Origin of the sequence: Cellulomonas cellasea (assembly GCF_030372105.1) — a bacterium.
Taxonomy (GTDB): domain Bacteria; phylum Actinomycetota; class Actinomycetes; order Actinomycetales; family Cellulomonadaceae; genus Cellulomonas_A; species Cellulomonas_A cellasea_A.
Genome location: NZ_JAUDBQ010000006.1, coordinates 1 through 11434, shown reverse-complemented (window position 1 = coordinate 11434; position 11434 = coordinate 1). Strand labels below are relative to the sequence as shown.

Sequence of the window (11434 nt, the reverse complement as noted above, 5' to 3'; positions counted from 1 at the left end):
GGTCAGATCCCGCAGCTCGAGGATCCCGACGCGGAGCCGCTCGACGTGCCCGTCACCCGCAGGCACGGGGTGGGCGACTGCACGGTGGCCCCGCCGGCGCTGAGCGTGAACCGGTGCTGGGAGTAGGCGCGGCCGGTGTTGGACACCACGCCGGAGCCGCCGTTGATCCGGCCCTGGTAGCTCCAGCCCGGCGTCGACGTCTCGCCGCCCGCGTCGGCGAGCCAGGCGCTGGTCACCGTCGAGCCGGAGGAGCACCAGCCACCCACCGTGTAGTACGTGTACAGCGTGTTGCCGAGCCCGGACCGGGCGCTGCCGTTCTGCCGGGCCGTCCAGCAGCCCGTCGCCAGGATGCTCACGGACCGGCCCGCGGAGGTCGCCGCGCTGAGGCTGCGCCGGGCTGCGGCGTCGAGCGGCTGCTGGGCGCCGCGGGTCAGCACGATCTCGGCTGGCAGGTTGCTGGCGATGAACGCGTCGCGGTCGGTGGGGCTCAACGTGCCGAGGTACGCCTCGAGCTCGGGGCTGAGCGCGTCGGCGCCGGTGACGGCTGCCGTGGACACGCTGTCGGCCGCGGTGGGGCTGTGCCCGGCGGCCATGCTGGGCGCAGCGGCGAGGACCAGCCCGGCGGCGGCGATCGTGGCGACGGTGGCGGTGCGGAACCTATGCATGTGTCTCCCCTAGGTGGTCGGACGGGGCAGACGGGGCCGACCAGGAGAGGAGGCCCCCTTGCTCCCGCGTTGAGCCAACCAGGGAACCTGGCGATGCGCACTACCTTGCGCCGCACGCTACTGCTACCGTGCGGCGCATGGAACCGACCGCGGAAGGCGTGCTCACCCAGATGCGCAAGGGTGTGCTCGAGTTCTGCGTGCTCGCCTACCTGAGGTCCGGCCCCGCCTACGGGCTGGAGATCGCCACCGAGCTCGGCCGCCATGAGTCGCTATTCACCAGCGAGGGCACGCTCTACCCGTTGCTCGCCCGGCTCCGCAAGCAGGGTTGGGTCGAGACCACCTGGCAGGAGTCCCGCAGCGGGCCGCCCCGCCGCTACTACTCCCTCACCGACGAGGGCCGCGCGGCCGTCCGCACCTTCGCCGCGATCTGGGTCCCGTTCAGCGAGGGCGTGGACGCCGTGCTCGGAAAGGCCAGCTGATGACCGCCCCGCGCCTGCCCCTCGTCGAGGCGTACCTCGACGACCTCGACCGCGCCCTGGCGGGCATCGACCCCGCCGAGCGCGCCGATGTCGTCGCCTCCATCCGCGAGCACGTCGACGAGTCCCTGGGCGAGGCGCCCACGCCGCAGGACGTGCAGGACGTGCTGCGTCGGCTCGGACCGGTCGAGCGGATCGCCCGCGAGGCGGACGCCACCGGGCCCGCGCTGCTCGGCCCAGCCACCCCGACCGTCCCGCACCGCGTCGGCCACCCCGCCCGATCGGGGCCCGCGCTGCTCGCCCTCGCCGCGCTGTCCCTCGCGCTCATCCCCGCCACGCCCGTCGCGGCAGTCGCCCTCGCGCTCGCCGTGGGCATCGCCGCCTTGCTGGGAGCCCGTCGCACGGACGGGCCCACCGGCCTGCTGCGCGCCGCCGCCGCGCTGGCCGCGCTCACGATCCTGCTGACCGGGCTCGCCGCAGCGACCCTGCTCGGCGCCCGCACCGAACTCCCCTCGATCGAGGCCCCGATCGAGGTCGTCTCCCCAGGAGGTGGATGACATGGCCGACGACGACGTCGACAACACCACCGATGCTCCGCCCACCGAACGCGAGCTGCGCCGCATGGTGCTGCTCCGTCGCAGGGCGCAGCGCCGACCACTGAGCTCCCAGGCGGTGCTCGCCCTCGCGATGCGCGTCGGCCCGCCACCGCCGGCGTCACACGGCACCTCGGCGGGCTGACCTCGGCCCGACTTGACGCCAGACCGCCCGAAGCGCCACTTTTCGTGCATGGTGACCATCGGCAGATACACAGTCCTCGTCGACGACCTCGACAGGGCACAGGAGTTCTACGCCACCGCGTTCGGCTTCACAACGCTCTACGACGAGCAGCCCTCCCCCGGCTTCCGCTACGTGCACGTCGGCCCCGGCGGACTGCAGGACCCAGGCCTGTGGCTGTTCGCCGCGACGTCCGACGAGGCCCGGGCACGCGCCGGGAACCAGACCGCCGGGTACCCGCTGCTGGTGCTCTACACCGACACCCTCGACGCCGACCTCGCGCGGATGTCCGCCGCCGGCGTGCACCCCGATCACGGCCCGCTCGTCGACGACGACGGCAGGTACGCGCACATCCGCGACCCGTGGGGCAACGCGATCATCCTGGCCGAGTTGGCGCGCTGACCCGGCGGCCGGGCTCCCCAGCCCTCGGATCGCGGGCCCGCACATGACACTGCCCGGCCCGCCGCCTCATCGGGCGGCGGGCCGGGCAGCTGCGCGCCGTCGGAGTTGTCAGTCCATGCGGGCGACGAGCCGGCCGGACACCTCGCCGCGGCGCAGCCTCTCGATGCCCTCGGGGATCTCGTCGAACGTGATCGTGGTGGTGACGGGAGCGACCTCGCCGCTCGCGAACAGCTCGTAGCAGTCGGCGATGTCCTGCTTGACGCCGCCGTTGGACCCGAGGATCCGGGCCTGCTTGAGGATGACGTCGCGAGTGTTGATGGTCGCCTCGAGCACGCCCATGCCGACGACGACGATGGTCCCGTCGCGACGGATCGCGTCGACGGCCCGCGCGGTGGTGCTCCCGAACCCGGCGTAGTCGATGACCACGTCGAAGTCGCGGCCGGCCAGCTCCTCGATGCTCTTGACGACCTCGACGGCGCCGATCTCCTTGGCCAGCGGCCAGACGTCCTCGTTGATCTCGGCGACCGTCACCTCGGCGCCCTTGACCACCGCGACGCGCGCGCCGACCTGCCCGAGCCCGCCCAGGCCGATGATCGCGACCTTGTCGCCGGCCTTCACGCCGCCGATCGTCATGACCGCGTGGTAGGACGTCATCCCGGCGTCGGTGCCGAGCGCGGCGAGCTCGAAGCCCAGCCCGTCGGGCATGGCCACCAGGTCGCCGGCCGGCGCGAGGTACTTGGCGGAGAACCCGCCATCGCGGTTGTAGCCGGGGGTGACGGGGCTCGACGTGGGGCACACGCCGACGCGGTCGCCGACACTCCACTCGGTCACGCCCTCGCCGATCGCGGAGACCACGCCGGCGACCTCATGCCCCATCGTCACGGGGAGCACGGGGAGCATCGAGAGCCAGCCCTCGTCGTCCAGCACGCCCACGTCGGAGTGGCACAGGCCTGCCGCCTTGATGTCCACGACGACCTCGCCGGCGCCCGGGACAGGCTCGGGCACCTCGTTGAGCGCAAGCGGTTGGTGGGTCCCGGTGAACTGCCATGCCCTCATGTCGCGGTCCTCTCATTCCCCTGCTGAGCAGCGGCGCCGCGGCCTGGGGAGCGGCGCCCGTCTCCACCCTCCGTCGGGCCCCGACGGTCCCCTCAGGACGTTCGTCCTCACTCGGACAACCCGATCCGCACCTCCAGCACAGGGCTCGCACAGCGTCGGCACAGTCGGGGGTCGCTGAATAGTCCAGCCGAGAACGACCCGGCCCTGACTCTCCGGAGGCCCCGCATGTCGCAGTACCTGCTGTACCTGGTCGACCTGATAGCGATCAGCATCCTCACGTTCGGGCTGTACTTCCCGCGCCACCGGCGACGCGACCTGGTGGTCGCCTACCTCGGCGTGAACGTGGGTGTGCTCGCCGTCGCGGGGGCGCTGGCGCAGAGCACTGTGGGCGCGGGCCTGGGGCTCGGGCTCTTCGGTGTGCTGTCGATCATCCGGCTGCGCTCGACGGAGCTGGAGCAGCATGAGGTGGCGTACTACTTCTCGGCGCTCGCGCTGGGGCTGCTGGGCGGGCTCGCCGCGGGGGCGCCGGGGCTGAGCATCGCGCTGATGGCCCTGATCCTGGTCGTCCTCGCCGTGGGCGACCATCCGCGGCTGTTCCGCCAGTACCGCCACCAGGTGGTGGTGCTGGATGTGGCCCTGGCCGACGAGGCGGCGCTGATCGCGCACCTCGAGGGCCTTCTGGGCGCGCGGGTCCACCGGGTGAGCGTGCAGCGGCTGGACTTGGTCAACGACACGACCTGCGTCGAGGTCCGGTACGCGGCGGCGGGAATGCCCGGGCGCGTCCGCCCCGCCGTCCCGGGCGCTGTGCCGCCGCCCTCGGCGCGGGACGGCCTGGCCGCGGGGCTGCGATGACCTCGACCCTCGACCACCTCGACCACCTCGGCCCGATCAGCCTGGCCGAGCTCGACGCCCGCGCGTCCCTGCAGACGCGGGTGGACCGCAAGTACGTGGTCCCCGCGGACGCGCTCGGCCCGCTGCTGCGGCAGATCCACCCGGGCGCCCGGGTGCTGCAGATCGGCGCGGACCGGGAGTTCGCCTACGAGTCGGTGTACTTCGACACCCCCGAGCTCACGAGCTACCTGGGCGCCGCGCGCCGCCGCCGACGCCGGTTCAAGGTCCGGACCCGCACCTACGTGGACTCGCGCCAGAGCTGGGTCGAGGTCAAGACCCGCGGCCCGCGCGGCGCCACCGTCAAGACGCGCATGCCGCACGATCCGGACCAGCGGGGCGCGCTGACCCCGGAGAGCCTGCTGTTCGCGGACTCGGTGCTCGAGCTCGCCGCGATCCCCGGCATGGGCGGGGCGCCGTTCCTCCCGACGCTCGTCAGCCGGTACCGGCGCGTGACCCTGCACCTGCCGGGCGACAGCCGCACCACCATCGACACCGGCCTGGTGTGGGCGGATCCCGCCAGCGGCGCCGATCTGGACCTGCGCGGCGTCGCGATCATCGAGTCGAAGACCGGCTCGACGCCGTCGTCCACTGACCGGCTGCTGTGGCGGCACGGCCTGCGCCCGGTGCGGATCTCGAAGTACGGCACCGGCATGGCGGCCCTCCACCCGGAGTTGCCGGCCACTCCCTGGCGGCGCGTCCTCGACCGGCACGTCCAGGGCGGGCACGTCCAGGGCGGGCACGTCACAGCCATCACCCCGACCGCATGAGACCCCTCGCCGTTTGGAGCATCTGATGAGACGCACCACCCTCACCCACCTCGTCACCCCCGTCGCCGCCGTCGCCCTCGTGGCCGGCTGCACCTCCACCACCGCCGTGGACTCCACCACGACGAGCGACTCGTCCACCTCGGCGTCGACGGCCGCCACCCCGGCCACCGACGCCGACGTGTCCGTCGAGGAGGCCCTCGCCGCGAACGCCACCCCGCACGCCTCGGCGTCGACGTGGGACGCGTCCGACGAGGTCGCGATCACGCTCACCGGGGACTCGGCCACCGCCGACGACGACAGCGTGCGGGTGGACGGCTCGACGGTCACCGTCACCGCGCCCGGCACGTACCGGATCAGCGGCATGCTGGACGACGGCCAGGTGGTGGTGGACAGCCCCGGCGACGGCCTGGTCCGCGTGGTCCTGGACGGCGCCGAGATCGCCAGCTCCACCAGCAGCCCGTTGCAGTTCCTCGACGCCGACGAGGCGGCCGTGGTGCTCGCCGAGGGGTCGTCGAACCGCCTGTCCGACGCGACTACGTACGTCTACCCGGACGCCGCGACGGATGAGCCGAACGCGGCGCTCTTCTCCACCGCCGACCTGACCCTCACCGGCGACGGCGCGCTGCACGTCGAGGGGAACGCCAACGACGCCATCGCGAGCAAGGACGGGCTGGTCATCGACTCGGGCTCGCTCACCGTCGAGGCGGTGGACGACGGCATCCGCGGCAAGGACTACCTGGTGGTGCGTGGCGGCGCCCTGGACGTGGAGGCAGGCGGCGACGCGCTGAAGTCCGACAACGACGAGGACGAGACGAAGGGCTACGTGGCCGTCTCCGGCGGCGACCTCGCGCTCGTCGCGGGCGACGACGGCATCGCCGCGACGACCGACGTGATCGTCTCGGGTGGCGCCCTGGACGTCACGACGGGCGGCGGCAGCACCGCGTCCGTGGCCGATGACGCGTCCCCGAAGGGCCTGGTGGGCGACGTCAGCGTCATCGTGGGCGGCGGTGAGGTGCTGGTCAGCGCCGCCGACGACGCGATCCACTCCGACGGGGTGGTGCATGTCGCGGGTGGCGCCGTGACGATCGCCTCCGGCGACGACGGCATCCACGCGAACAACGCCCTGCGGATCAGCGGCGGATCGGTGGACGTCACGCGCTCATATGAGGGCCTCGAGGCCGCGGAGGTGACGGTCGTCGACGGCCAAGTCTCCGTGGTGGCGTCCGACGACGGCATCAATGCCGCGGGCGGTGACAACGACGCGTCGGAGGACGAGTGGGGCGACGCGCCGGCGCCCGGTGGCGGCGGCGACGCCGCCGACGACTCCAGCCTGACGATCGCGGGCGGCACTGTGGTGCTGGACGCCGGTGGCGACGGCTTCGACTCGAACGGGTCCGCCTCCCTGAGCGGCGGGACGCTCGTGGTGCACGGCCCCACCAACGGCGGCAACGGCTCGATCGACGTCGCCGGCACGTTCGACGTGACGGGCGGCGAGCTCATCGCGGTGGGCAGCGCGGGCATGGCGCAGACCCCTGCGGCCTCGTCGGCGCAGTCCTTCGTGGCGCTCTCCGCCACCGGCCAGGCCGGCGACGTGGTGCACATCCTGGACTCGGAGGGGAACCAGCTCGCGGTGTTCGAGGCGACGAAGCCGTACGGCTCGGTCATCTACTCGTCGGCGGACGTCGTCTCGGGTGAGGAGTACCAGGCCGCGATCGGCGGGACGATCACCGGGGAGACAGTGGGCGGCCTCGGCCACGAGGGCGACCTGGACGGGGCGACTGTGGCCGCGACCGGCACCGCAGGCCAGGCGAGCTCGGGGATGGGCGGGGGCCAGCAGGGCGGGCAGATGGGCGGCGCGCAGCCCGGCGGGCAGGGCGCTGGCCGCGGCGGTCGGTGACCGTCGGCCCTGGCCTGCCGGTCAGCCCTGGCTCGCTGGTCAGCCCTGGTCCGCTGTTCAGCCCTGGTCGATGTCGGCCCGCGTGACCAGCACCGGACAGTGGGACCGGCGCACCACGTTGCGGCTCACCGAGCCCAGCAGCAACCCGGCCAGGCCGCCGCGCCCGCGGGCGCCGACCACCACGAGGTCGGCGCCTGTCGACGCCTGCGCGAGGACGTGCGGCGCCGGGCCCTCGGTCACCTCCCAGGAGACCTCGAGTCGGGCGCCCCGCTCGGCGAGCACCGTGCGGGCCGCCTCCTGGACGCGCTCGGCGTGGGCGAGGGCCATCTCGTCCGGGGTGACCGTCGGGTAGGCCACCGCCCAGTAGGACAACGCCGAGCTCGCCTCCGCGGCGGTCCATGTCGTCACGACCCGCAGCGTCGCCCCCCGCGACTCGGCCTCGGCGGCGGCGGCGAGCAGCGCGGTGTCCGATCCCGCCGATCCGTCGACTCCCACCACCACCACGTCGGTCCGGGCGTGCTCCAGCGCGTCGGCGGGCACCACGGCCACCGGGCAGCTCGCCCGCTGCACGGCGCCTGTGGCCACCGATCCGGTGAGGGCGCCACTGAACCAGCCGGCGCCGTGGCGGCCCAGCACGAGCATCCGGGCGTCGCGCGCGTGGTCGACGAGCGCCTGGGCTGGGGAGCCGTGGCCCACCACGCCGGTGGCGGCAACGCCGGGGGCGGCGGCCCGGGCGATCGCCGCGCCCTCGTCGGCCACCGCCTGCACGCCTGCGAGGACCGCCTCGCCCAGCGGTGAGTGCCCGGCGCCGCCGCCTGGGCGGTCGGCGAACCCCCAGGCATGCACCACGAGCAGCTCGCGGCCTGATCGGGCAGCCTCGCCTGCCGCCCACCTGACCGCGACAGCCGCCTGCTCGGAGGCGTCGTACCCGACGACGATCGGCGCAGTCATCCTGCTCTCCTCACGGTGGCCCAGTGCGGGCCTCCATGCTGCACCCGTCGGGGCCCGGGCACATGTCAGGGCCGCGCAACTGTCAGGGCCCGCGCAGATGTCAGGGCTGGCGCGACCTCAGCCCGCGGTGGCCGCCCGCCCGGCGACGTAGGCCTGGACCACCGACGTGTCCTGGTCGCCGAGGCCTTGGGCGGTCAGCTCGGTGAACGCGTCGAGCAGGCGGTCGGCGATGAGCGTCGGTGTGCCCGTGCGGTCCGCCTCGGCCCGGTAGGCGGCCAGGTCCTTGACCATGAACTTCGCGGCGCCGGAGACGGTGTAGTCCTTCTGCGCGAAGCGGTCGGCCTTGTCCGCGAGGATCGTGCTGGCCGCGTAGCCGCCCTGCAGCAGGGTGAGCAGCCGTCCCACGTCGAGGCCCGCTCGCTCGGCGACGACTGCCGCCTCGGCGATCGCGGCGACCTGGGCGGCGCAGATGAGCTGGTTGCAGGCCTTGGCCACCTGCCCGGCGCCCAGCGGGCCCAGGTGCGCGGGCGTTCCCATCAGGTCGAGCACGGGCAGCGCCTGGTCCACGAGGCCGCGCGGGCCGCCCACCATGATCGACATCGTGCCGGCCACCGCGCCGACCTCGCCGCCGGAGACGGGCGCGTCGACCACCCGCAGCAGGCCCCCGGTCCGCTCGGCGAGCTCGGCGTCGAGCTCGCGCACCCCGTCCGGCGAGACGGTGGAGCAGATGACGAGCAGCACGGGCTTCCCGACGCCGGCGAGCAGGCCCTCGGGTCCGTCGAGCAGGTCGCGCAGCTGGGGCAGGTCGGGCAGCATCACGACGATCAGGCCGCAGGCCTCGGCGACGGCGCGCGCGGTGGTCACGCCGCGGGCCCCACGCCCGATCAGCGCGTCGGCGTTCCCGCGGCCGCTGTCGAGGAGGACCAGCTCACGCCCTTCGGGGGCGATGCCGTCCAGGATGTGCCCGGCCATGGGCCGCCCCATCACACCGAGCCCGATGAATCCGACGCCGGCCATCTCCACCTCCGTGAGCACCGCACTGACGTGTGCGCCGTGGGGGCTTCGTGAGCCCCGCGGGCGCGTGGCCGCCTGTCGCGACCATCCGCGGGTCAACCTAGCAAACCCTGTTCAACCACGTGTACGGTCGGGGACCATGACCAGCACCTCCCCGGAGCGCCTCCGGGTCGTCATCGCCACGCCGCTCACCGACGAGCACTGCGCGCTCCTCACACGACTCGAGCCCCGCCTCGACATCGTGTGCGACCAAGGGCTGCTGCCGCCCATGCGGTTCCCCGGCGACCACTCCGGCGACCCGTCGTTCCGGCGCTCCTTCGATGACCAGGCCCGGTTCGAGGCGCTCATCGACGGCGCGGACGCGCTGTACGGCATCCCCGACATCGACCCCTCGGCGCTGCGACGCGCCGTGCGCTCCAACCCCGGCCTGCGCTGGGTGCACACCATGGCGGCGGGCGGCGGCGCACAGGTCAAGGCCGCCGGCCTCACCCCCGACGAGCTCGCCCGCGTCGCCTTCTCCACCTCCGCCGGCCCGCACAGTGGCACCCTCGCCGAGTTCGCGCTGTTCGCCGTGCTCGCCGGCGCCAAGTCCCTGCCGCGCCTGCAGTCCCAGAAGGCCGCCCGGCACTGGAGCGAGCGCTGGACGATGCAGCAGGTCTCCCAGATGACAGTGGTCGTCGTCGGCCTCGGCAACATCGGCCGCGCCACAGCCCGGCTGTTCGCCGCGATGGGCGCGCACGTCATCGGCGTCAACCGCACCGTCCGGCCCACCGACGGGGTGGCCGAGGTGGTCGGCGTCGACCGCCTCGCGGATGTCGTCGCGCAGGCCGACGCCATCGTCAGCACGCTCCCCGGCACCGACCGCACACGTCACCTGATCAGCGCCGAGGTGCTGGCACAGGTCAAGCCGGGCGTGATCTTCGCGAACGTCGGCCGCGGCGACGTGGTCGACCAGGACGCGCTCGTCGAGGCGCTGCAGGACGGCCGCGTGGCCTTCGCGGGCCTGGACGTGGTGGCCGTCGAACCGCTGCCCGCCGACGACCCGCTCTGGGACCTGGACAACGTCCTCATCTCCCCGCACACCGCCGCGCTGAACGACGACGAGGACCGCCTCATCGCCGAGCTCTTCGCCGCCAACGCCACCCGGCTGCTCGACGGCCAGGAGCTCGTCAACCGGATGGACACCGTCGACTTCTACTGACCGCCGCCTGATGACCTCCTGACACTCGCCGACAGGACGCCGATGCCGCCCACCGAGGACCCGACCCGCAGCCCGGCGCCCGCGGTCACCCGCGCCGCGGCGATCCTCACGCTGCTCGCCGAACGCGGCCCGCTGGGCCTGACCGACATCGCGCGGGCCCTCGGCCTCGCCAAGTCCTCGACACTCAACCTGTGCCTGGCGCTCGAGCAGGCGGGCCTGGTCCGCAAGACGGAGCACCTCTACGCGCTGGGACGCACCACGGTGCGACTCGGCGGCGCCTTCGTGCGCGAGTTCGACCTGGTGCGCGAGTTCTACCGGGTCTGCGCCGACTCCCCTGTGCTGCGCTCTGAGCTGCTGCAAGTGGCCATGCTCGACGGGACTGACGTGCTCTATCTGGCCCGGCATGAGGGGCGCGCGCCGCTGCGGCTCTCCGCGTCGATCGGCGACCGGTTCCCGGCGAGTGTCACCGCCGTCGGCTCCGCGCTCCTCGCCCTCCTGGACCCCGAGGACGTGCGCGAACGGTTCAGCGATCCCGCGACGATGCCGCGCTGGACCGAGCGCTCCGTCGCGACCATCGACGACCTGCAACGCAAGCTCGACGCGACTCGCGCCCGTGGATTCGCCCTGGATGACGGTGAGACCCATCCCGGCGTGCTCGGCCTCGCGGTCGTGCTGCCCCCTCGCTCCCCCACCGAGCAGCCGCTCGCCCTCGGGGCCTCCCTCATGCGGGACCCGTCCACCACGGACCGCCAAGACAAGATCGTCGCGGCGCTCCTCGACGCCCGCTCCGCGCTGGCGCGCCCGCACCTGCAGCCCGGCACGGCGATTTAGGCTCGGGCGGTACCCCCGCACCCGTCTGAAGGACAGCCATGCCCCGGATCCAGCTCTCGAGCATCTATGTCGACAACCAGGACAAGGCCCTGGCCTTCTACACGGACATCCTGGGCTTCGAGGTGAAGACCCATATCCCGATGGGCAAGTTCGCATGGCTGACGCTGGTCTCCCCTGACGACCCGCAGGGCCCCGAACTGGTGCTCGAGCCGGCGGCCCACAAGGCGGTCCAGCCGTTCCGTCGCGCGCTCTACCGCGACCGCATCCCGGTGACGTCCTTCGCTGTGGACTCCGTGGACGCCGAGTACGAGCGCCTACGCGAGCTCGGGGTGCGCTTCGTGCAGAAGCCCACCACCACGGGCCCCGTCACGGTCGCCGTCCTGGACGACACGTGCGGCAATTTGGTGCAGATCGCATCTCCGGCGGCCCCCGTCGAGGCCTGAGAACCGCGGATTACCCGCCCCTTCGGGGGCGGTTTCTGCCCTGGAAACGCAGAAAGAGCCACCCCT

14 protein-coding genes are annotated in these 11434 nt (G+C 73.3%); 10 read left to right on the top strand and 4 right to left on the bottom strand.

What is annotated here, in order from left to right:
- Positions 1-2: 2 nt before the first annotated feature.
- A complete protein-coding gene (locus QUV83_RS07220; RefSeq protein ID WP_289563522.1) occupies positions 3-665 on the bottom strand; it encodes a hypothetical protein in 663 nt (220 codons plus the stop codon).
- 137 nt (positions 666-802) lie between these two features.
- On the opposite strand from QUV83_RS07220, the gene QUV83_RS07215 reads away from it, so the two are divergent.
- The 4 genes from QUV83_RS07215 to QUV83_RS07200 are packed head-to-tail and all read left to right on the top strand — an operon-like array spanning position 803 to position 2317.
- Positions 803-1144 (top strand): PadR family transcriptional regulator, encoded by a 342-nt coding sequence (locus tag QUV83_RS07215; RefSeq protein ID WP_289563521.1) that lies wholly within the window; start codon positions 803-805, stop codon positions 1142-1144.
- The gene (locus tag QUV83_RS07210) at positions 1144-1698 is read left to right on the top strand and encodes an HAAS signaling domain-containing protein (RefSeq protein WP_289563520.1); all 555 of its coding nucleotides are present in this window, start codon (positions 1144-1146) and stop codon (positions 1696-1698) included. The genes QUV83_RS07215 and QUV83_RS07210 overlap by 1 nt, the downstream gene beginning before the upstream one ends.
- Position 1699: 1 nt before the next feature.
- Complete coding sequence (locus QUV83_RS07205; RefSeq protein WP_289563519.1) at positions 1700-1879, top strand: hypothetical protein; 180 nt, start codon at positions 1700-1702, stop codon at positions 1877-1879.
- 48 nt (positions 1880-1927) lie between these two features.
- A complete protein-coding gene (locus tag QUV83_RS07200; protein WP_289563518.1) occupies positions 1928-2317 on the top strand; it encodes a VOC family protein in 390 nt (129 codons plus the stop codon).
- A gap of 108 nt (positions 2318-2425) precedes the next feature.
- On the opposite strand, the gene QUV83_RS07195 is transcribed toward QUV83_RS07200, so the two are convergent.
- A complete protein-coding gene (locus tag QUV83_RS07195) occupies positions 2426-3373 on the bottom strand; it encodes a zinc-binding dehydrogenase (RefSeq protein WP_289563517.1) in 948 nt (315 codons plus the stop codon).
- 225 nt (positions 3374-3598) lie between these two features.
- On the opposite strand from QUV83_RS07195, the gene QUV83_RS07190 reads away from it, so the two are divergent.
- The 3 genes from QUV83_RS07190 to QUV83_RS07180 are packed head-to-tail and all read left to right on the top strand — an operon-like array spanning position 3599 to position 6928.
- The gene (locus QUV83_RS07190) at positions 3599-4225 is read left to right on the top strand and encodes a DUF4956 domain-containing protein (RefSeq protein WP_289563516.1); all 627 of its coding nucleotides are present in this window, start codon (positions 3599-3601) and stop codon (positions 4223-4225) included.
- Positions 4222-5031 (top strand): polyphosphate polymerase domain-containing protein, encoded by an 810-nt coding sequence (locus QUV83_RS07185; RefSeq protein ID WP_289563515.1) that lies wholly within the window; start codon positions 4222-4224, stop codon positions 5029-5031. Before QUV83_RS07190 ends, QUV83_RS07185 begins: the two co-directional genes overlap by 4 nt.
- Before the next feature lie 25 nt (positions 5032-5056).
- Positions 5057-6928, top strand: coding sequence for a carbohydrate-binding domain-containing protein (locus QUV83_RS07180; protein ID WP_289563514.1), 1872 nt, complete (start codon positions 5057-5059; stop codon positions 6926-6928).
- A 57-nt stretch (positions 6929-6985) separates the two neighbouring features.
- Here the strand turns inward: QUV83_RS07180 and QUV83_RS07175 are convergent, their stop codons facing one another.
- Positions 6986-7879: a universal stress protein gene (locus QUV83_RS07175; protein WP_289563513.1), complete on the bottom strand. Its 894-nt coding sequence runs from the start codon at positions 7877-7879 to the stop codon at positions 6986-6988.
- Between the two features lie 117 nt (positions 7880-7996).
- Positions 7997-8896 carry an NAD(P)-dependent oxidoreductase gene (locus tag QUV83_RS07170; RefSeq protein WP_289563512.1) on the bottom strand — a complete coding sequence of 300 codons (900 nt, stop codon included), beginning with the start codon at positions 8894-8896 and terminating at the stop codon, positions 7997-7999.
- A 136-nt stretch (positions 8897-9032) separates the two neighbouring features.
- Between QUV83_RS07170 and QUV83_RS07165 the strand changes: the two genes are divergently transcribed.
- From QUV83_RS07165 to QUV83_RS07155, 3 genes are read left to right on the top strand one after another with little or no spacing between them, the layout of a single operon-like run.
- Positions 9033-10094, top strand: a complete 1062-nt coding sequence (locus tag QUV83_RS07165; RefSeq protein ID WP_289563511.1) for a D-2-hydroxyacid dehydrogenase — start codon at positions 9033-9035, stop codon at positions 10092-10094.
- Positions 10095-10136: 42 nt separating this feature from the next.
- Complete coding sequence (locus QUV83_RS07160) at positions 10137-10925, top strand: IclR family transcriptional regulator (protein ID WP_289563510.1); 789 nt, start codon at positions 10137-10139, stop codon at positions 10923-10925.
- Positions 10926-10963: 38 nt separating this feature from the next.
- A complete protein-coding gene (locus QUV83_RS07155) occupies positions 10964-11368 on the top strand; it encodes a VOC family protein (protein WP_289563509.1) in 405 nt (134 codons plus the stop codon).
- The last annotated feature ends 66 nt before the right edge of the window (positions 11369-11434 follow it).

Excerpts from the sequence above, each read along its gene's own strand:
- QUV83_RS07220 (WP_289563522.1), bottom strand. The coding sequence starts at position 665 with ATGCATAGGTTCCGCACCGCCACCGTCGCCACGATCGCCGCCGCCGGG.
- QUV83_RS07215 (WP_289563521.1), top strand. The coding sequence starts at position 803 with ATGGAACCGACCGCGGAAGGCGTGCTCACCCAGATGCGCAAGGGTGTG.
- QUV83_RS07210 (WP_289563520.1), top strand. The coding sequence starts at position 1,144 with ATGACCGCCCCGCGCCTGCCCCTCGTCGAGGCGTACCTCGACGACCTC.
- QUV83_RS07205 (WP_289563519.1), top strand. The coding sequence starts at position 1,700 with ATGGCCGACGACGACGTCGACAACACCACCGATGCTCCGCCCACCGAA.
- QUV83_RS07200 (WP_289563518.1), top strand. The coding sequence starts at position 1,928 with ATGGTGACCATCGGCAGATACACAGTCCTCGTCGACGACCTCGACAGG.
- QUV83_RS07195 (WP_289563517.1), bottom strand. The coding sequence starts at position 3,373 with ATGAGGGCATGGCAGTTCACCGGGACCCACCAACCGCTTGCGCTCAAC.
- QUV83_RS07190 (WP_289563516.1), top strand. The coding sequence starts at position 3,599 with ATGTCGCAGTACCTGCTGTACCTGGTCGACCTGATAGCGATCAGCATC.
- QUV83_RS07185 (WP_289563515.1), top strand. The coding sequence starts at position 4,222 with ATGACCTCGACCCTCGACCACCTCGACCACCTCGGCCCGATCAGCCTG.
- QUV83_RS07180 (WP_289563514.1), top strand. The coding sequence starts at position 5,057 with ATGAGACGCACCACCCTCACCCACCTCGTCACCCCCGTCGCCGCCGTC.
- QUV83_RS07175 (WP_289563513.1), bottom strand. The coding sequence starts at position 7,879 with ATGACTGCGCCGATCGTCGTCGGGTACGACGCCTCCGAGCAGGCGGCT.
- QUV83_RS07170 (WP_289563512.1), bottom strand. The coding sequence starts at position 8,896 with ATGGCCGGCGTCGGATTCATCGGGCTCGGTGTGATGGGGCGGCCCATG.
- QUV83_RS07165 (WP_289563511.1), top strand. The coding sequence starts at position 9,033 with ATGACCAGCACCTCCCCGGAGCGCCTCCGGGTCGTCATCGCCACGCCG.
- QUV83_RS07160 (WP_289563510.1), top strand. The coding sequence starts at position 10,137 with ATGCCGCCCACCGAGGACCCGACCCGCAGCCCGGCGCCCGCGGTCACC.
- QUV83_RS07155 (WP_289563509.1), top strand. The coding sequence starts at position 10,964 with ATGCCCCGGATCCAGCTCTCGAGCATCTATGTCGACAACCAGGACAAG.